Origin of the sequence: Pseudomonas urethralis (assembly GCF_021602465.1) — a bacterium.
GTDB classification, from domain to species: Bacteria; Pseudomonadota; Gammaproteobacteria; order Pseudomonadales; family Pseudomonadaceae; genus Aquipseudomonas; species Aquipseudomonas vlassakiae.
In genome coordinates, this window is record NZ_BQIJ01000004.1 from 404,335 (window position 1) to 421,438 (window position 17,104).

Here is a 17,104-nt window from a genome sequence, read left to right on the forward strand (position 1 = left end):
CGAAGTTGTAATACGCTGTCGTTCCACTAACGCAAAACATGAACCCATCCATGGACTTACCCTCGCCTTCAACCGCGCACTGCTGTGCCTGTTGTTCTCCACTGCACGCTCCTTGCGCCAACTATCGATACGCCATTATCGAGCGTTGAATAAGGATTAAAAGATACAGATCTTGCTGAAAACACCATTCAGAAATCGGCAAACACAACCCGCACAGCGCGGAAACGCCGCTTGAAAACACTGCCACGTTGCTTGAGGCAACATCTATTTACAAAGTTCGTGGCCGCAGCCCAGCTAAATATAACCAGCCATAATGCAAAAAACCGGGCATCAGCCCGGTTTTATCATTACCAAACGTGCTTCAGGCCGTGGCCATGTCCAGCACCACCCGCCCACCACATGGGCACTCATCCATGTACCGATGGGCCTCGACCACCTTGCCGAATGGATACACCTTGATGATCTGCGGTGTCAGCAACTGATCGGCGGTGAACTGGTTGATATCGCGCAAGGCCCGTTGCAGCGCCACCTGATCCTGGGTGATGCCCAGTTCCGGCTTGCCGGTGAAGTTGCCGATACAGTGCACGTAAAACTGGATGTTCTTCTGGAACGCCGCGCAGGCCGGAAACGGTGTCTGGTTGCCCCCCTGCAGGCCATACAGCACCAGGCTGCCGCGCGGCGCCAGCACATCGCCCAGCAGCGACATCTGCGGCCCGCCCATGCCGTCGAGTACCATGTCCACGCCGCGCCCATCGGTGTACTTGCCAACCTGCATGAGCAAGTCCTGCTCCTCGGTGACGATCACCTTGTCGGCCCCCAGGCCCAGCAGGTATTCACGTTGCTCGGGCTCGCGTGTGGCGGCGAACACCTTGAGGCCGAGCGCCTTGCCCAGTTGCACGAAGGCCGGCCCGGCACAATGGCTGGCATCGGTGACCAGCGCGGTCTGCCCGGCCTTGGCGCGTGCCAGGTCGACGTAGGCGAAATAGGCGATCAAAAGCGGCGTGTAGTGCACGCTGGCCTCGATCGGCGAGAGCAGGTCCGGATAGCGGGTGATGGCGGTGCGCGGCAGCACGATGACGTCACCATACACCGGGTGATCGTTGGCGCTGGTGGCCGGGAAGCTGGCGACCCGGTCGCCCACTGCGATGTCATCGACGCCTTCGCCGACCGCAGTCACCACACCGGCCATCTCGTGGCCGATCCCTGCGGGCAGACGGGCTTGGGAGGGCGCCAGGTTCTGCCGCCAGAGCACGTCATACCAGCTCACGCCGATCGCCTCGACGCGGATCTGCACCTCGCCGACGGCAGGTGACGGTTCGGCCTGCTCCTCGCAACGGAGCACATCGGCAGCGCCGAACTTGTGGAAACGGATCATGCGGGACATCGCATACCTCGCCTGTGTGAATCTCGTATTACCACGGACTTTATCCGGGCTTTTGCGGTTAGACCATCAGTGGCTATTAATAGTCGACATGCCTGTCATCGATTGGGCACCTGACTTTCCTGTGCATTGGCCCCCGGAAATCGGTGCAGGGTAACAGCCTTTGGCCTTAAGATTCACCCCTGCCCCACTTTAGGCGAAGCGCACCGATGAATCGAAACGACCTGCGTCGCGTAGACCTCAACCTGCTGATCGTGTTCGAAACCCTCATGCATGAGCGTAGCGTGACCCGCGCTGCCGAGAAGCTGTTCCTCGGCCAGCCGGCAATCAGCGCGGCCCTGTCGCGCCTGCGCAACCTGTTCGACGACCCGCTGTTCGTGCGTACCGGCCGCAGCATGGAGCCGTCGGCACGCGCTCATGAAATCTTCGCCCTGCTGTCACCGGCGCTGGACTCGATCTCCACCGCCGTCAGCCGCGCCGCCGAGTTTGACCCGGCCACCAGCAACGCAGTGTTCCGCATCGGCCTGTCGGACGACGCCGAATTCGCCTTGCTGCCGCAATTGCTCAAGCGCATCCGCGCCGAAGCCCCCGGCATCGTCCTGGTGGTACGTCGGGTCAATTACCTGTTGATGCCGACCCTGCTGGCCTCGGGCGAAATTTCCGTGGGCGTCAGCTATACCAGCGAACTGCCAGCCAACGCCAAGCGCAAGGTGCTGCGGCGCAGCAAGCCCAAGCTGCTGCGCGCCGACAGCGTGCCGGGCAGCATCACCCTGGACGACTTCTGCGCGCGGCCGCATGCACTGGTGTCGTTTGCCGGGGACCTGTCGGGCTTCATCGACGAGGCGCTGGAGGAGATAGGCCGCAAGCGCCATGTGGTGCTGGCGGTACCGCAGTTCAATGGCCTGGGGAGTTTGCTGGCGGGGACCGATATCGTCGCCACGGTGCCGGACTATACGGCCGATGCCTTGACCTCGGCGGGAGGCTTGCGGGCTGAGGACCTACCGCTGGACGTGCGCTCGTTCGAACTGCACATGGCCTGGCGTGGGGCGCAGGATAACGACCCGGCTGAGCGCTGGTTGAGGTCGAGGATACAAATGTTCTTCGGTGATCCCGATAGTCTGTGATCAAGCTCTATTGAGTACGCGCTGTTTTTTGCGCCGTTGAATCCTGAGCGGTTCTGGCAGACGAGGTGGTGTCCAGGAGCAAGCCCATCGATCAAAGGTCGAGCACCCCACGGTGCAAGGCGTTCAGCATGCGCGCCGCGTCAGCGCTACCCTCGTCCAGCAGGCCTATAGGGATTTCACTCAAGGCGGGTTGAGTATCGGCAAGCCCCTCGCCAACCAAGGCCAGCGGGCATTCGATTTCCATCTGCAACGCGCGCAAGCGCCTGATCAAGGCCGGGCTCAGCGGGGCCTGGACTTTTATCACCAGTGCCGCAGGCCGCATCGCCGCACACACGATAGGGAGCTCATCCAGCGGCTGCCCGCAACCGAGCACTTCGATACGCTGCTGCGCACTGCTCAACAGTAGCCCGGCGCACAGGACCTTGAGTTCGGCTTGCCCCTCGGTAGCGGCCAGCACCACTCGCGGCGCATCGGCCTGGTTCATTTGCAGACGCAGCAGCAAGCGTGCGCGCAAGAACGTGTCGAGAAACAGCCATTGGCTGCGCTCGCCTGGCGCAGCCCCTGCAGCCAAGTCGTGCCAAACCGGCATCAGCACTTGCCGCAGGACGGTGGCCGTGGGGAAAAGTGTGCACAACTGCCCATGTATGCCTTCAAGCGCCGTTGCATCGAAAGCCTTGGAGGCGCGCGCCACGCTGGCGCGCCATTGGTCAAAGGCCGGGAGCTGCTGGGCAGGGACCTCAGGCTGGCCTGCGAGCCTTTCGCCGACCCTGCTGATCGGCACGCCGTTGCCAGTCCAACGCAAGATGTCGCGGATGCGCTGGACATCCCGCGCCGTGTACAGGCGATGGCCGCCCTCGGTGCGCTGCGGACTGATCAAGCCATGGCGCCGCTCCCAGGCACGCAAGGTCACCGGGTTGACGCCGGTCAAGCTGACCACATCGCGCATCGGTAGCAGGTCGGGTGAAGTGGCGTCAGTCATAACGAGGGGCATCCAGTGGGAGAAACATTCTAGACCCATATGCGCCTTCTGCGCTGAGCCGTCTTGGTTCATGATGCAACACACGTCGCCGAAACCTTCTGCATAGAAGCTACGCTGCGCATATCGCACACGAAACGCCTGTAGGGTGGCCCCATGATAAACGCGAAACTCCTGCAACTGATGGTTGAGCATTCAAACGATGGCATCGTCGTCGCCGAGCAGGAAGGCGATGACAGCATCCTTATCTACGTCAACCCCGCCTTCCAGCACCTCACCGGGTACTACGCGGACGACATCCTCTATCAGGACTGCCGCTTTCTTCAGGGCGAGGATCATGACCAGGAGAGCCTTGCAGTCATCCGCAAGGCGATCCGCGAAGGCAGGCCCTGCCGCCAGGTGCTGCGCAACTACCGCAAGGACGGGAGCCTGTTCTGGAACGAATTATCGATCACGCCCGTGCGCAACGAGGCGGACCAGCTGACGTACTACATCGGCATTCAGCGCGACGTCACAGCACAGATTTTCGCTGAGGAAAAGGTACGCGAGCTGGAAGCTGAAGTGGCTGAGTTGCGCCGGCAACTGGGGCAGGCTGAGCGCTGACTGAACACCCATACCCGGTCAGGGCAACCCGCTTTTTCATATGGGTTGCGCGGCATCGAGCCGGGCCAACAGTACCTGGCCACGCTGCCACACCGCATCGCGACGGTCGGCCGACATTTGATCGAGGCTACGATAGACCAGCGCCAGCCTCGGATTGACCGAAAGCTGAGGCCGATGTCGGATGAGGAAATGCCAGTAAAGGGCATTGAACGGGCAGGCATCTTCCTCGATCATATGGTCGACCCTGTAGCTGCACGCCTTGCAGTGGTCGGACATGCGCTGGATGTAACGACCACTGGCGCAGTAGGGCTTGGACCCCAGGTAGCCGCCATCGGCATGCATTACCATGCCGAGCGTGTTGGGCAACTCCACCCAGTCGAAGGCATCCATGTAAACCGCCAGGTACCATTCACAAATCGCACTAGGCACGATGCCGGCCAGCAAAGCGAAGTTGCCGGTCACCATCAGCCGCTGGATATGGTGGGCGTACCCCAATCGCAGGGTCTGCCCGATAGCTTGCTCCATGCAGCGCATGCGGGTGCGCCCGGTCCAGTAGAATGCCGGCAGCGCACGCTCGTTGCCCAGGTGATTGAGCCCGGCATATTCCGGCATGCGCAGCCAGTAGATGCCCCGCACATACTCGCGCCAGCCGATCAACTGGCGGATGAAACCTTCGGCTGCATTGAGCGGCACCCGCCTCTCGCGCCAGGCTATATCGACCTCTTGGCACAGGCACCGCAGATCCAGCAGCCCGATGTTGAGCGCCGCACTGATGCGCGCATGGAACAGGAAGGGTTCGCCTTCGGCCATAGCGTCCTGGTAGTCACCGAAGGCCGCCATCCCGAAGTCCAGAAAATGTTGCCAGAGCTGACGTGCTTCGGCATGGGTCACCGGGTAGTCGAAGCCGTCGATGGCTCCATAGTGGTCGCTGAAGCGCTGACGTACCAGGGCGACCACCGCTGCCGTGATCCCGTCCTGCGCGAAATGCGCAGCGAACGGCCCGCGCAGCTGGCGCGGTAACGGCTTGCGGTTGTCGCCATCAAAATTCCAGGCCCCACCTGCCGGGCTGCCATCGGCCTCCATCAGCAGGCCGGTTCGCTTGCGCATGCCACGGTAGAAGTGCTCCATACGCAGTTGGCGACGCGTGTCGGCCCAGCGCGCGAAGGCTTCGCGCGAGCACAGAAAACGCGTATCCCGATGCCACACCAGGGGCAATCCGGCATCGCGCAAAGCCTGCTCCAGGCGCCACTCCCCGCATTCGGTCAGGTGAATGTGGGTGGCACCCAAGGCGTGTTGCCAGCGCCGCAATTCGCCAACGATGCTACCGCTGTTGCCGTCAGCATCGAGCTCGACATAATGCACTTGCCAACCCCGCTCCCGCAGGGCCTGGGCAAAGTGCCGCATGGCACTGAAGATCAGCACGATCTTCATCGGATGGTGCGGCACGTACCGGGCCTCACCCTCAACTTCCACCATCAGGATCGCATCGCGGGCAGGGTCAAGCGTGGCCAGGCTCGCCAGGTCGAACGACAGCTGGTCACCCAGCACCAGGCCCAGGCGCATCGTTCAGGCTACCACTGGCTGGCGAGCGATATCGGCAGCCGCAGCGGCGCAATCGGGCCGTCACGTTGCCCGCACATCTCATCATGCACCACCTGCTGTACCAGCATGCACGGCACGGGGGGGCAGGCCGCCGAGCAAATGCCTCAGTTCAGTCGTGGAGCGCACGCGAACAGGCTGCCCGAGGGCATCGCTCAAGGTCACGGGGCCTACGTCAGTCAAGGCGCGCAGGAGGTAGAAGCCCCCTTCCAGCGACAGCAGCTCAAGTTCCTTTGCCTCGCCGGTCGAAACCAGTTGAGTGAGCGCGATCAAGTTCATGGTGTGCCCTCCGGCAGACGGCGGAAGAACAGGGTGATCTGCCCTATCTCCACGCCCAGTTTGCTCATGCTCGAGCGGTTGATCAGGGTGTCGTCATCCATGAGGTACATCCAGTCGTCCAGGTCTACTTGCCAGTGGTTTCCGTCAACTGGCAGGTCCAGCTGGTAACGCCATCGCAGCGCGTTGCCTGCCACTTCGCCTCGCGCCTCACCGATCACGTCCCCCGCCGTTCCGCGCCAGCGGCCGGGGCCGTCAGGCACCAGCGTCCAGGTACGTTGCTGGCGTGTGCCATCGCTATAGAGAAACTGCTCGTCGAGAATCAGACGCTCACCTTCGCGGTGACTGTCGATGCGCACGTGGAAGCGCTTGACCACCTCCCCGGAACGCTTCTGAAACATCCCCCAGGCTTGCACCGGTCGCGAGAAGAACGCAGCCAGGTCCAGTTTGGGTTGCTGCTGGGCATACTGCTCGACACCGACATTGCCACAGCTGCCCAGAAGCACACAGAAAGCCAGCAACAGCGCCTTGTACATGTTCATGGTCCTCGGTCGTTGCCAGCCAGCCCAAGCAGGCGCTGACGCAGTTGGGTATCCCTGGCGCGGGGGTCGAGCCAGATGGCGAAGAACTGGCGAGCAAAGGCTGGGTCGGCAATTTCGCGGCTGAGCTTGCCATCGACATAGAAGCGACAGCCCTGCCCCGGCAGGTACAGGCCCGTAATGCGCGTGCCGGCATGCACGTCGACGAATGCCTGCTCAATGGCATCGGTCCACGCGGCACGTTGCTGCGGCGTCATGCTGCCCGTGTCGAGGCGGCGCATTTCCTCGAGACTGGCCTGCACCAAGGTGTCCCTGGACAGCGAGCGGTGGTACAGCAGCTCAAGGGCGAAAGGCTGGTTCCAGTCATGAACAGGACCTACTGTCCACAATTGAGCTGTGTAAAGACGCAGGCCAAACCAGGTGAACTCACCGGCACCCAGCCGTTGCGCAGCTGGCAGTTCCGCACGCCAATCCGCCGTCGCTGACAGGGCAACCAGTAGCAGGCAAAGCGCTGTCCAACGAGCAGGGTGCGCCATACTGGCCTCGAACACGCAGAAATACTGTACAACCCTAACACAATGTACAGATATTTTACTGGCCTTGTATAGATTTTAACATCGAAGCCGTGCGCGGGCAGGCCTGATAGAGGATTCAGGCGCCGGCCATGGCGATACTGGCTGGCGTGATGCAGCCAGCTGTCAACCGGGTGAACGGTCCTAGTTCGTGGGCACGAGGATCACGAAGTTCTTTTTCATGTCTTCCAGCACGGTCCATTTACCCTTGGCGCCCGGTTCGATGATGAACGTATCGCCAGCTGCCAGTGTGACGGGGGCGCAACCCTCAAGCTCGATGACGCAGCGGCCACTGAGGACATGGCAAAACTCCCAGACTTTGTAGTCGATGCGCCACGCTCCGGTAGTGGCCTCCCATTCGCCGGAAATGCGACCTTGCTGTTCATCGTGATAGTACCTGGACGTCAGCGTATGGGGGCTGCCTTCCACGACCTCTGCAAAAAAAGGAAGGTCGCGCACCGGTTGGATATCCAGTTCGCGGAACACGGTGAGTTTCTGGTTCATGATTTTTTCTCGAGCACGTGGTGGTTGGGGCGATACATCAAATAGGCGTCACCGGTGACCCTCAGCATGGGGTGCGCAACGATCTGGCAGGTTTTCACAATCTGGAAACCGTGACGCTCGTAGAAGCGGCGTGCACCGTGGTTTTCTGCATAATCGATCAAGCACAGCCCATCCAGGCCAGCGCCCTCGGCGCGCTGCTGGGCATGGCGGAGAAACTGGGCGCCCAGGCCCTGGCTGCGCCAGCCCTCATCCAGGGCCAGGCTGGAGATGTACAAGCTGCCGGGTATTTCCATTTCGGAATAAGGCGCGAGGACCGGGTCTGTCTCGACAGGCCGGTCAGGCGTCTCGTGCAAGGCATAGCTGTGCATCATGCCGATTACCCGGCCTTCGGACGTGGCCATCAGGCAGTTCTTGTAGGAGAAGTCGCCCTGCTCCCTGGCATAGCGACACGCACCAACGCTCAGCAATGCTTCTCCGGGTGCGGCAAGCTTGCTCCATATGTAATCGGCCATGCCCTCCGATGTCAGTTGAAAGAAGCGCGCAATATCGTGCGCGTCCGAGGCTTGGGCAGGCCTGAAGTCGATAGACATGTACAGTGCTTCCATGGAATCGGGTGGCTGGTTTCAAGGATTACGCCCTTGACAGGCAGGCAGGGTAGCCAGGTGGCACGGTTCCCATCATGCTCGGGGCGAACACTGTCAGCACAGCATGCGACGCCGAGGCTCAGTTCAAAGGGCCGCGACTGCTTGAGTGGCTTCGGGGCGACGCGGCCTGGGGCATTGGCCTGCTCAGCCCTTGCGTGACGTGCTGCCCTGTCACAGTGATTCAAGTGGGCTCAGGCTGAAAGCGTTCGCCAGGGACATGATGGTAGTCCGCGCCGGCTATGGCTTTTAGAAATGCACGGTCGGCGAGGCGCCGTAGGTCCCGCCACTCGCGCCAGCCAATGAGTCCCAGGCGGTCCATCTCGTCGGCCTGGCCAAGCAGCGCTTCGTGGTGGCTGCTTGGGCAATGACGCCTGCGCTCGACATCGTCATACACCATGAACCAACGGTTCACTGCAACCAGACGGCGCTGTTCCTGGCTGATCTGCTGGTTGATCGCGTTCATCTCGCCTGCCCTCGCACGCTTTGACTGTCGAGCACGCAGCGGTGAATAGGTTCAGCCGGGACAGGTCAGCGGTGTGCCCGCCTGGCACCTCAGTGCATGCTGGGGCTGGCTAAACGCTGGACAATCCATTCTTTAGGCTTTGACTCGACCTGCATGTGTGTTCTGCCGTGTCCAGGATCACCACTGAACAACTTGGTCTGAACTTTGCCCGCCCATGAGGCTTCCCCTGCATACCCCCACGATTTTTTGTGATGCAGGAGCGAACAGCATGAGAGCACTGACTTACCACGGCGCTAACGATGTCAGGGTCGATACCGTCCCTGACCCGATCATCACCGAAGCGGACGACATCATCCTGAGGGTGACCGCCACCGCCATCTGCGGATCCGACCTTCACCTCTATCACGGCAAGATCCCGGCAACGGAGCACGGCGACATCTTCGGCCACGAGTTCATGGGCATCGTCGAAGAGGTCGGCAAAGACGTGACCAACCTGCAGGTTGGCGACCGCGTCGTGATCCCGTTCGTCATCGCATGTGGCAGCTGCTTCTTCTGCCAGCACGATCTGTTTGCCGCCTGCGAAACGACCAACACAGGGCGAGGAGCGATCCTCAACAAGAAGGGGATTCCACCCGGCGCAGCACTGTTTGGCTACAGCCACCTGTACGGCGGCGTGCCGGGAGGCCAAGCCGATTATGTCAGGGTGCCGAAGGGTAACGTCGGGCCGTTCAAAGTCCCGACGAGCCTCGCTGATGACAAGGTGCTGTTCCTCTCCGACATCCTGCCTACCGCCTGGCAAGCTGTGGTCAATGCCCAGATCGGCCAAGGCTCGTCGGTGGCGATCTATGGTGCGGGGCCGGTGGGGCTGCTGAGTGCCGCCTGCGCACGGATGCTGGGCGCTCACACCATTTTCATGGTGGATGACAACGACTACCGGCTGGCCTATGCCCAGGATGCCTACGGCGTCATCCCGATCAATTTCGAAAAGGATGACGACCCTGCCGACAGCATCATCCGCCAGACACCCGGTATGCGCGGCGTCGACGCAGTCATCGATGCCGTCGGGTTCGAAGCCAAGGGCAGCACCACGGAAACCGTCATGACGGCCCTGAAGCTGGAGGGCAGCAGCGGCAAGGCGCTGCGTCAGAGCATTGCGGCGGTGCGGCGTGGCGGCGTGGTCAGCGTGCCAGGTGTCTATGCCGGGTTCATCCACGGCTTCCTGTTCGGCGATGCGTTTGACAAGGGCCTGACCTTCAAGATGGGGCAGACCCATGTCCAAAAGTACCTGCCCGAGCTGCTCGAGCATATCGAAGCGGGACGGCTGCAGCCGGAATTGATCGTGACCCATCGCCTCGCGCTGGAAGAGGCAGCCCTGGGCTACAGGATGTTCGATCAAAAAGAGGATGACTGCCGCAAGGTGATCCTGGTTCCAGGAGCGGCATCCGGAACGCTCGGCCCCGACCACATTTAACTTCACAGGAGCTTGCAGCATGATTGATCAAGCGACAGGAATGAAGCCAGGTGAGCGCTATTGTGTCGAAAACATCGAGCGGGCCCATCAGTTCCCCGGCTTCTTTCAGGATGGCAAGTATTACCTGGGCCCGGAGCTGCTGACGGCGGTTGGATGGCTGGAGGATGACCGGTTCATCTACGACAGCCTGGATGCTCAAGGAGAGCCCGTATTCCCCGATCGGGTGGCCGGCACCATCAGCAACCTGACGTTGAACCTGGTGGACGGCACCACGCTCCAGCTGTCGCCCATTGAGGACAGTGAGCCCTTCACGGCGCCGTTCAACCCCTCCGTCGCACCCGACCAGCCACCGCCACTGACCGGCTCGCCGATCAAGGGCCCGCTGCGTGGCAAGGTGGTTGTGATCACTGGCGCGTCCAGCGGCATAGGGCGAGCCGCTGCCCATGCCTTTGCCTGTAAAGGCGCTCGTCTGGTGCTGGCGGCACGGGATGAGGAAGCGCTGTTCGAAACGCTGGACGAATGCACCGATTGCGGCACCGACGCGGTGGCCGTGACCACCGACATGACCCAAAGCGACCAGGTACAAGCCTTGGCAGCCCGCGCTGCCGAATTTGGCGATGGGCGCATAGACATCTGGGTGAACAATGCAGGTGTGGGAGCGGTGGGCAGTTTCGAGGAGACACCGCTTGAAGCGCACGAGCAGGTGATCCAGACCGATTTGCTGGGCTACCTTCGAGGGGCTCACGTTGCACTGCCCTACTTCAAGCAGCAAGGCAGCGGCATACTGATAAACACCCTGTCATTGGGCAGCTGGCTTGCCCAACCCTACGCCGCCGCCTATTCGGCCAGCAAGTTCGGCTTGCGCGGGCTCACCGAGGCACTGCGGGGCGAGCTTACCGAGTTCCCCGATATCCACGTCTGCGACATTTACCCCGCCGTAATGGATACCCCCGGCTTCCGCGACGGTGGCAACTACACCGGTCATGCCCTCAAACCGCCGGGGCCAATCTACGACCCGGAGCGAGTGGCCAAGGCCATGGTGGCCTGCGCGATCTCGCCTCGCGCCAACACGACCGTCGGCGCAAGCGCCCGCATCGCCCATTTGGCCAGCTACCTGGTGCCCGGGCTGCCGGCACTGTCCGGGTGGCTTGCCCGCAGGGGCCTGCAGCGCAGTCCCAGCGCAGAAAAGTCCGCAGGCAATCTGTTCGAGCCGCCCAGTGGCCGTCGAAGTGTCGAAGGCGGATGGCGAACGCCAAAAGATAAAACCGCACTGCTGCTCAGCGCAGCGGTTATCGGTTTCCTTGCAGGCTTCGTCATTACCCGTTCGCAACGCCGGCGCGGCTGAATGATCCCGACGAACTGACCCTACCATTGAGAACGGAGAATCAACGATGAGCACACAATTGAACGGCAAGCGCGTGGCCTTTCTGGTAACCGATGGTTTTGAACAGGTCGAGCTGACCGGGCCGCGTGACGCCTTGATAGAAAGCGGAGCTGTGGTCGACATCCTGGCTGACAAGGAAGGAACGGTACGCGGCTGGAACCACGACAAGCCTGCGGACGCGTTTGAGGTGGACGCCACCTTTGACAGTGCCCACCTCGATCTTTACGACGCGATCGTGTTGCCTGGCGGTGTACAGAATTCCGACACGATCCGGCTGATTCCGGGGGCACAGAAGCTGGTGAAAAGTCACCACTCGGCCGGCAAGCCGCTGGCGGTGATCTGCCACGGTGCCTGGCTGCTGGTGTCGACGGGCCTGACACAGGGCAAGCGGATGACCAGTTACAAGACATTGCAGGATGACATCCGCAACGCAGGTGGCAACTGGGTGGATGAGCAAGTGGTGGTGGATGGCAACCTTATCAGCAGCCGCCAGCCGGACGATATCCCGGCCTTCAATGAACAATTGATCAAGGCCCTGGCCAGCTGAGCCCCTTCTGCATTCGGCCCCTTGTCGTGCATGCTTTGCATCGACAACGGGGCCTTGCCCTGCCGCTTCAAGCCAGCTGAATGTAGACCGAGTAGCTGCCCAGCACGATCCAGAAACAAAGAAATATCCACGGCGTGCGCAAGGAAAACAGCAGCGATTTACGGTGGCCTGCCTGCGAAGTCTCGACCTCGCAAAACAGCGGCGACTCGTCGTAAGCCAGCCCCATCAACGGTTCACTGCGCAGCAGATGACTCTGTTTCAGCTGCCAGTGTTCAATGATGCGATAAGCAGCGCGAATGCCTGGCCACGCGTTGAGCGAACTCAGCACGCCAAGCAATGCGAGAAAGGCGGGCACGAGCAGGGTGAACATTTCGCCCCACCCTGGGTTGAGGTTGCCCATCGAAGACACGAACGCGATGACCAGGAACGACTGGGCCGCCAGGTAGGCGTCTGTCCGGTTGGCCAGGATGCTGGTCTCGTACTGGATTTCCTTGCGGTAGAAATCCAGGCGCTCCTTGGGCGAACCGAACATCCTGGCGTTACGCTCCTCCTGCTCGTGCTCGGGTGTGCTGGGCGTGATGATACGGGGCACTCTATTCCTCCTGGATCAGCAACGGCGTATAGAGAAGACTGGCATCTCTCAGGTAGAGCTGAGCCCTTTGTCGAAAATTCAGTGCAATTCGCAGAACACTCCGTCCGTCGCGGCGACAGCCAATCACGTCCAACACTTTGCTCGGTGCTGTTTCAAACGGAGACATCCGTTCGTTAATGCAGGAGCTATGACCATGAGTGAATACCCCACCCCGCCCTTCCCTTCACAACCGCAAGCGGTGCCCGGATCGCAGCGCCGGATGGATCCATATCCGGACTGCGGCGAACAGACCTATACAGGGCATGACCGGCTTGCCGGCAAGGTCGCCTTGATCACCGGTGCCGACAGCGGTATCGGCCGCGCTGTGGCCATCGCCTACGCTCGCGAAGGCGCTGATGTCGCCATCGCCTACCTCGACGAGCATGACGATGCGAAAGAGACGGCCCGCTGGGTGGAAGCAGCGGGTCGCAAGTGCCTGCTGCTCCCCGGTGACCTGGCGCAGAAGCAGCATTGCTATGACATTGTCGACAAGACCGTCGAGCAGTTCGGCCGCATCGACGTGCTGGTCAACAACGCGGCGTTCCAGATGTCTCACGAAACCCTCGATGAAATCGACGACGATGAATGGGTGATGACCTTCAACGTCAACATCACGGCCATCTTCCGCATCTGCCAACGGGCGTTGCCCTCGATGCCCAAAGGCAGCTCGATCATCAATACCAGCTCGGTGAATTCGGATGATCCTTCGCCGCAACTGCTGGCGTACGCCACGACCAAAGGTGCCATCGCCAACTTCACGGCTGGGCTGGCCCAGCTTCTGGGCAAGCAGGGCATACGGGTGAACTGCGTGGCGCCGGGCCCGATCTGGACGCCTTTGATACCCGCGACCATGCCGGATGAGGCGGTCAAGAATTTCGGGGCCAGCTACCCCATGGGGCGGCCTGGCCAACCGGTCGAAGTCGCGCCGATTTACGTTCTGCTTGCCTCGGATGAGGCCAGCTACATCAGCGGGTCACGCTATGCCGTCACGGGCGGCAAACCGATCCTCTAGCCCCAAAAAGGGCTCGCCCCGCGGCGAGCCCTGCCCGCTACCCTTTGCTGTGTTCGGGTGAGGTCGGCCCCGTGCCGCGCTTGATCCCACGCGGGCCAGCGACGCCCCATATGGCAAGCCCGACGACGGGCAGCACGATAAGTATCAACGACCACATCACCTTGACTGCGTCAGATTTGTCGCTGCGAAACACACTGACAATCGCCCATAGATCGACCAGCAGAATGATGGCCGCCACGGCAATCCAGAAATACGTTGCGAGATCGCCCATTTGCTTGTCTCCATTTTCCATTTGAGTAGCCGCAGCGTTTTGATACCGGTTTATGCCGAAGGTCCGCTGCCCCTAAACAAGTGAAGGCAGCAAGCCGGACAAAGTTCAGGCCAGGTGTCAGGCTTGGGACAGGCGGGCCGAACAAGGGCTGAACCATTCGCGCAACGGCTGCGTCAACAGCAAAAGAACAAGCGAGTCGAAACCCTCATGACGTCCGATCCTGTACTGGCCGCGATTGGCTATCTCAAAGACCATCAGTTGATCCTTTCCACTGCTGAATCGTGCACGGCAGGTTGCATGGTGGCCATGTTGGCCGCAGTCCCCGGCACCGGCGAGGTGCTGGAAAGTGGCTATGTCGTGTATTCGCCCAGTGCAAAAAAGCGCTTGTTGGGCGTCAGTGGCGAAACGATCGAGCGCTACGGACTGACCAGCGAGCCGGTGGCCTGGGAAATGGCCCTGGGTGCGTTGCGAGACAGCGATGCCAATGTGGTGATTGCCACCACCGGCGTCGCCGGGCCCGGCCCTGAGTCCGGGGTGCCACCCGGGACGATGTGCTTTGCCTGGGCCTTTGCCGGCGAGCCTGTCGCGGTCTTTACCCGTACCCAGCGCTTCTTTGGCGAGAGGACGGATGTGATGCGCCAGGGCGCGCAATTCGGCCTCACGCGCCTGGCTCACTACCACCAACGCTGGCTTCGCGGCGAACGTGCCTGAGGGCCAGTGAAATGGCGGACGATGAGCTGTGGTCCAGGCGCCACCCCGTCCAAGAGAACATGCGGATGCAGCAGCGCGTCTGGCGCTTCGAACGTGTCGGTTGGTATGTGCTGCTGATCATCGTCGTGCTTGCCTTGGCTGGGCTGTTTGGTAACGGCCCGTTGAGCGATGCCGAGGCGGTAAGCCAGGATGGCCGCTTGAAGGTCGAATACCAGCGCCTCAGCCGCAGCGGTAGAACCGACAGCCTGTTCATCACCGTCCAAGGCGTACCGGGCAAACCGGTCATGGTCGAACTGGCGGGGTCACTGCTTCGCGAAGCCAGCATCGAGACGATGCAGCCTGAGCCGCAGGTCTCGATGTCCCATGGCCCCGCCCTGCTCCTGCAACTGGGTACGACAAGTGATGGCGTCGCCACCCTGTACCTGACGCTACGCAGCGAGCACGTCGGAACTTTGCAGGGCGCCGTGAGGGCAGGCTCGCAGACTGAAGTCCATTTTTCCACATTCCTCTACCCCTAGGAGTGCGTCATGGATTCGATCCTCCGCGCAGCCGGGATGTACCTCGCCCTGATGCTGCTGTTCCGCATAGCCGGGCGGCGCTCGCTGGCCGACCTGACCACCTTCGATTTCGTCTTGCTGCTGATCATTGGCGAGGCTACCCAGCAGGCGCTCCTGGGCGAAGACTTTTCGTTCACCAATGCCATGCTGGTGATCGCCACATTGATCGTGCTGGATGTTGGCCTGTCGCTGGCCAAACTGAACGCCCGCCCACTTGCACGCTTGCTGGATGGCCACGCAACCCTGGTGGTCGAGCATGGGCAATTTCTGCACCAGCGAATGCGCCGGGCCCGGTTGACCGAGGACGACATTCTGGAATCAGCTCGCGACAGCCAAGGACTGGAATCGGTGCAACAGATCAAGTTTGCGATCGTGGAGCGAAACGGAAAAATATCGATAATCGCAAACGAATGACTGCCTCCGGTTATCGCATCAATATCGCTTGATGGGGTTCTATGGTGGGCACCGCTGCGACATTACGACACGTGCCAAGCCAGAGCCTCATTTTTTCTGCATCGAAGATCTGGCCCTCCTCCATCATCGAGGCAATGAGCGCCTGGGACATTCGGTAACACCCACAGCGGGGGCAGTTTCGCTCTTCCCAGCCGACCGTACATTGGACAGACACCGCACTTCCTGCGCAGATAAGGCAGCTCATAAAGCCCCCGTGTTTATTGTGGTTGGAAATAATTTCGATCGGTCAAAATCTATGAGAATTCCATGCCAATAACTGCGTGAAGACGAGCGGCGCTGGCTCAATCAAGAATATTCGCCAGGGCGACGGATCGGCCCTGGCCACTGCAACGATCAGTCAAGAGTGGGTTGAGAACTTCTTGACGTCCACTGGCGGAGCGACAAACTCCGGGCCTTCCCCGGCGGCTCGCCATTTCACATTGGAAATGCCATAGCGCTCTGCCATGGGCCGGCTGACCTTCTTGATCTTGTGCTGGCCAAAACGAGGAATGATGCCGACCCCGGCATCACAGCTCGCCCAATGCCACGCTTCGGCGTTATCCATCTTGTCCAGCCGGATGATGAATGTGCGGTATTCACTCCTGAGCGCATACTCGATCACGAAAAGTTGCTGACCTGCCATCGGACTCTCCTTTTACGATTCCCGATCTAGGAGCAGCGCGTGCAAGAAAAGATTCAGTGAAAGTGCACGACCGGATACGTCGCATATTATCCAGCGTCCGATACTGGCCGAGCGCGTCACACCCCGGATCGCAGTGGCCAGAACACCCCGTCCCGCCAGTGCGCTGATCAATTGCATTGAACCCCGCCGCTTGTGGCCCACTCCATCGAAGGCAACCGTGATTTTTCCCAGCCCCCTGAAGAGGTGTCCCATGAACGCGATCGAACTGCTGATCCAGGACCATCAACTGGTGAAGAAACTGCTCGAGGAACTGTCCTCGACCACCGAACGAGCGGTGAAGAAACGCGCCGAGCTGCTGGAACGCATCAAGCAGGAAGTCACCATCCATACGGCCCTGGAAGAAGAGATCCTGTACCCGGCGATCAAGCAGGCTGGCGGCAAGGAAGAGGCAAAGATGTACTACGAAGCCAAGGAGGAACACCGCACGGTCGACTCGCTGGTTCTGCCCGACCTGCTGGAGACCGAGACCGGAAGCGTGGAATTCGCCGGCCGGGTCAAAGTGATGAAAGAGCTGCTGGAACATCATATCGAGGAAGAAGAGAGCGAGTTGTTCCCCACCGCTCGCAAGCTGCTGGGCAAGCAGCAACTGGAGGACATGGGCCAGGCCATGGAAGCCCAGAAGAAACTGCTCAAGGGTGAACAGCGCGCCGCCTGACCAACCCCCAGCGCGCCCCATCCGGGCG

General features: G+C 61.0%; 21 protein-coding genes and 1 pseudogene. 10 read left to right on the forward strand and 12 right to left on the reverse strand.

Annotation, left to right across the window (positions count from 1 at the left end; genetic code table 11):
• Window positions 1-361: 361 nt before the first annotated feature.
• Entirely contained in the window at window positions 362-1,384 is a 1,023-nt protein-coding gene (locus tag L6D64_RS09610) for a zinc-dependent alcohol dehydrogenase family protein (protein WP_176506714.1), read from the reverse strand.
• Between the two features lie 206 nt (window positions 1,385-1,590).
• Here L6D64_RS09610 and L6D64_RS09615 point away from each other — a divergent pair, with 206 nt between their 5' ends.
• The gene (locus tag L6D64_RS09615) at window positions 1,591-2,505 is read left to right on the forward strand and encodes a LysR family transcriptional regulator (RefSeq protein ID WP_225923451.1); all 915 of its coding nucleotides are present in this window, start codon (window positions 1,591-1,593) and stop codon (window positions 2,503-2,505) included.
• Between the two features lie 91 nt (window positions 2,506-2,596).
• Here the strand turns inward: L6D64_RS09615 and L6D64_RS09620 are convergent, their stop codons facing one another.
• The gene (locus L6D64_RS09620; RefSeq protein WP_176506715.1) at window positions 2,597-3,484 is read right to left on the reverse strand and encodes a MerR family transcriptional regulator; all 888 of its coding nucleotides are present in this window, start codon (window positions 3,482-3,484) and stop codon (window positions 2,597-2,599) included.
• 153 nt (window positions 3,485-3,637) lie between these two features.
• Between L6D64_RS09620 and L6D64_RS09625 the strand changes: the two genes are divergently transcribed.
• Window positions 3,638-4,084, forward strand: coding sequence for a PAS domain S-box protein (locus tag L6D64_RS09625; protein WP_176506716.1), 447 nt, complete (start codon window positions 3,638-3,640; stop codon window positions 4,082-4,084).
• 36 nt (window positions 4,085-4,120) lie between these two features.
• Here the strand turns inward: L6D64_RS09625 and L6D64_RS09630 are convergent, their stop codons facing one another.
• The 7 genes and pseudogenes from L6D64_RS09630 to L6D64_RS09660 all read right to left on the reverse strand — a co-directional run bounded on the left by L6D64_RS09630 (window position 4,121) and on the right by L6D64_RS09660 (window position 8,681).
• Window positions 4,121-5,647, reverse strand: coding sequence for a cryptochrome/photolyase family protein (locus L6D64_RS09630; RefSeq protein ID WP_176506717.1), 1,527 nt, complete (start codon window positions 5,645-5,647; stop codon window positions 4,121-4,123).
• A gap of 8 nt (window positions 5,648-5,655) precedes the next feature.
• Window positions 5,656-5,962, reverse strand: a pseudogene (locus L6D64_RS09635) (DUF6482 family protein).
• Window positions 5,959-6,495, reverse strand: a complete 537-nt coding sequence (locus L6D64_RS09640; protein ID WP_176506755.1) for a DUF3833 domain-containing protein — start codon at window positions 6,493-6,495, stop codon at window positions 5,959-5,961. The pseudogene L6D64_RS09635 and the gene L6D64_RS09640 overlap by 4 nt, the downstream one beginning before the upstream one ends.
• Window positions 6,496-6,497: 2 nt before the next feature.
• Window positions 6,498-7,034, reverse strand: coding sequence for a chalcone isomerase family protein (locus L6D64_RS09645; RefSeq protein WP_176506718.1), 537 nt, complete (start codon window positions 7,032-7,034; stop codon window positions 6,498-6,500).
• A gap of 180 nt (window positions 7,035-7,214) precedes the next feature.
• On the reverse strand, window positions 7,215-7,574 hold the full coding sequence (locus tag L6D64_RS09650) for a cupin domain-containing protein (protein ID WP_176506719.1): 360 nt from the start codon (window positions 7,572-7,574) through the stop codon (window positions 7,215-7,217).
• On the reverse strand, window positions 7,571-8,164 hold the full coding sequence (locus L6D64_RS09655; protein WP_176506720.1) for a GNAT family N-acetyltransferase: 594 nt from the start codon (window positions 8,162-8,164) through the stop codon (window positions 7,571-7,573). Before L6D64_RS09655 ends, L6D64_RS09650 begins: the two co-directional genes overlap by 4 nt.
• 235 nt (window positions 8,165-8,399) lie before the next feature.
• On the reverse strand, window positions 8,400-8,681 hold the full coding sequence (locus L6D64_RS09660) for a hypothetical protein (protein WP_176506721.1): 282 nt from the start codon (window positions 8,679-8,681) through the stop codon (window positions 8,400-8,402).
• Between the two features lie 268 nt (window positions 8,682-8,949).
• Between L6D64_RS09660 and L6D64_RS09665 the strand changes: the two genes are divergently transcribed.
• The 3 genes from L6D64_RS09665 to L6D64_RS09675 are packed head-to-tail and all read left to right on the forward strand — an operon-like array spanning window position 8,950 to window position 12,083.
• Window positions 8,950-10,152 carry a zinc-dependent alcohol dehydrogenase gene (locus tag L6D64_RS09665; protein WP_176506722.1) on the forward strand — a complete coding sequence of 401 codons (1,203 nt, stop codon included), beginning with the start codon at window positions 8,950-8,952 and terminating at the stop codon, window positions 10,150-10,152.
• Between the two features lie 19 nt (window positions 10,153-10,171).
• Window positions 10,172-11,497, forward strand: a complete 1,326-nt coding sequence (locus L6D64_RS09670) for an SDR family oxidoreductase (protein WP_176506723.1) — start codon at window positions 10,172-10,174, stop codon at window positions 11,495-11,497.
• Between the two features lie 46 nt (window positions 11,498-11,543).
• Entirely contained in the window at window positions 11,544-12,083 is a 540-nt protein-coding gene (locus L6D64_RS09675; RefSeq protein ID WP_176506724.1) for a type 1 glutamine amidotransferase domain-containing protein, read from the forward strand.
• 67 nt (window positions 12,084-12,150) lie between these two features.
• Here L6D64_RS09675 and L6D64_RS09680 read toward each other — a convergent pair whose 3' ends face one another.
• Entirely contained in the window at window positions 12,151-12,675 is a 525-nt protein-coding gene (locus tag L6D64_RS09680) for a hypothetical protein (RefSeq protein ID WP_176506725.1), read from the reverse strand.
• A 193-nt stretch (window positions 12,676-12,868) separates the two neighbouring features.
• On the opposite strand from L6D64_RS09680, the gene L6D64_RS09685 reads away from it, so the two are divergent.
• Window positions 12,869-13,726: a glucose 1-dehydrogenase gene (locus L6D64_RS09685; RefSeq protein ID WP_176506726.1), complete on the forward strand. Its 858-nt coding sequence runs from the start codon at window positions 12,869-12,871 to the stop codon at window positions 13,724-13,726.
• Between the two features lie 37 nt (window positions 13,727-13,763).
• Here the strand turns inward: L6D64_RS09685 and L6D64_RS09690 are convergent, their stop codons facing one another.
• The gene (locus tag L6D64_RS09690; protein ID WP_054887750.1) at window positions 13,764-13,997 is read right to left on the reverse strand and encodes a PLD nuclease N-terminal domain-containing protein; all 234 of its coding nucleotides are present in this window, start codon (window positions 13,995-13,997) and stop codon (window positions 13,764-13,766) included.
• A gap of 207 nt (window positions 13,998-14,204) precedes the next feature.
• Between L6D64_RS09690 and L6D64_RS09695 the strand changes: the two genes are divergently transcribed.
• The 3 genes from L6D64_RS09695 to L6D64_RS09705 all read left to right on the forward strand — a co-directional run bounded on the left by L6D64_RS09695 (window position 14,205) and on the right by L6D64_RS09705 (window position 15,679).
• A complete protein-coding gene (locus L6D64_RS09695; RefSeq protein ID WP_176506727.1) occupies window positions 14,205-14,708 on the forward strand; it encodes a CinA family protein in 504 nt (167 codons plus the stop codon).
• 65 nt (window positions 14,709-14,773) lie between these two features.
• Window positions 14,774-15,226, forward strand: a complete 453-nt coding sequence (locus L6D64_RS09700) for a hypothetical protein (RefSeq protein ID WP_236192400.1) — start codon at window positions 14,774-14,776, stop codon at window positions 15,224-15,226.
• A gap of 9 nt (window positions 15,227-15,235) precedes the next feature.
• Entirely contained in the window at window positions 15,236-15,679 is a 444-nt protein-coding gene (locus L6D64_RS09705; protein WP_054887752.1) for a DUF421 domain-containing protein, read from the forward strand.
• Between the two features lie 397 nt (window positions 15,680-16,076).
• On the opposite strand, the gene L6D64_RS09710 is transcribed toward L6D64_RS09705, so the two are convergent.
• A complete protein-coding gene (locus L6D64_RS09710) occupies window positions 16,077-16,361 on the reverse strand; it encodes a DUF6555 family protein (RefSeq protein WP_176506729.1) in 285 nt (94 codons plus the stop codon).
• Between the two features lie 250 nt (window positions 16,362-16,611).
• Here L6D64_RS09710 and L6D64_RS09715 point away from each other — a divergent pair, with 250 nt between their 5' ends.
• Window positions 16,612-17,076, forward strand: coding sequence for a hemerythrin domain-containing protein (locus L6D64_RS09715; RefSeq protein WP_054887754.1), 465 nt, complete (start codon window positions 16,612-16,614; stop codon window positions 17,074-17,076).
• The last annotated feature ends 28 nt before the right edge of the window (window positions 17,077-17,104 follow it).

Bases quoted from the DNA above. Each gene is read 5' to 3' on its own strand.
- L6D64_RS09610 (WP_176506714.1), bottom strand. From the start codon at position 1,384: ATGTCCCGCATGATCCGTTTCCACAAGTTCGGCGCTGCCGATGTGCTC.
- L6D64_RS09615 (WP_225923451.1), top strand. From the start codon at position 1,591: ATGAATCGAAACGACCTGCGTCGCGTAGACCTCAACCTGCTGATCGTG.
- L6D64_RS09620 (WP_176506715.1), bottom strand. From the start codon at position 3,484: ATGACTGACGCCACTTCACCCGACCTGCTACCGATGCGCGATGTGGTC.
- L6D64_RS09625 (WP_176506716.1), top strand. From the start codon at position 3,638: ATGATAAACGCGAAACTCCTGCAACTGATGGTTGAGCATTCAAACGAT.
- L6D64_RS09630 (WP_176506717.1), bottom strand. From the start codon at position 5,647: ATGCGCCTGGGCCTGGTGCTGGGTGACCAGCTGTCGTTCGACCTGGCG.
- L6D64_RS09640 (WP_176506755.1), bottom strand. From the start codon at position 6,495: ATGTACAAGGCGCTGTTGCTGGCTTTCTGTGTGCTTCTGGGCAGCTGT.
- L6D64_RS09645 (WP_176506718.1), bottom strand. From the start codon at position 7,034: ATGGCGCACCCTGCTCGTTGGACAGCGCTTTGCCTGCTACTGGTTGCC.
- L6D64_RS09650 (WP_176506719.1), bottom strand. From the start codon at position 7,574: ATGAACCAGAAACTCACCGTGTTCCGCGAACTGGATATCCAACCGGTG.
- L6D64_RS09655 (WP_176506720.1), bottom strand. From the start codon at position 8,164: ATGTCTATCGACTTCAGGCCTGCCCAAGCCTCGGACGCGCACGATATT.
- L6D64_RS09660 (WP_176506721.1), bottom strand. From the start codon at position 8,681: ATGAACGCGATCAACCAGCAGATCAGCCAGGAACAGCGCCGTCTGGTT.
- L6D64_RS09665 (WP_176506722.1), top strand. From the start codon at position 8,950: ATGAGAGCACTGACTTACCACGGCGCTAACGATGTCAGGGTCGATACC.
- L6D64_RS09670 (WP_176506723.1), top strand. From the start codon at position 10,172: ATGATTGATCAAGCGACAGGAATGAAGCCAGGTGAGCGCTATTGTGTC.
- L6D64_RS09675 (WP_176506724.1), top strand. From the start codon at position 11,544: ATGAGCACACAATTGAACGGCAAGCGCGTGGCCTTTCTGGTAACCGAT.
- L6D64_RS09685 (WP_176506726.1), top strand. From the start codon at position 12,869: ATGAGTGAATACCCCACCCCGCCCTTCCCTTCACAACCGCAAGCGGTG.
- L6D64_RS09690 (WP_054887750.1), bottom strand. From the start codon at position 13,997: ATGGGCGATCTCGCAACGTATTTCTGGATTGCCGTGGCGGCCATCATT.
- L6D64_RS09695 (WP_176506727.1), top strand. From the start codon at position 14,205: ATGACGTCCGATCCTGTACTGGCCGCGATTGGCTATCTCAAAGACCAT.
- L6D64_RS09700 (WP_236192400.1), top strand. From the start codon at position 14,774: ATGCAGCAGCGCGTCTGGCGCTTCGAACGTGTCGGTTGGTATGTGCTG.
- L6D64_RS09705 (WP_054887752.1), top strand. From the start codon at position 15,236: ATGGATTCGATCCTCCGCGCAGCCGGGATGTACCTCGCCCTGATGCTG.
- L6D64_RS09710 (WP_176506729.1), bottom strand. From the start codon at position 16,361: ATGGCAGGTCAGCAACTTTTCGTGATCGAGTATGCGCTCAGGAGTGAA.
- L6D64_RS09715 (WP_054887754.1), top strand. From the start codon at position 16,612: ATGAACGCGATCGAACTGCTGATCCAGGACCATCAACTGGTGAAGAAA.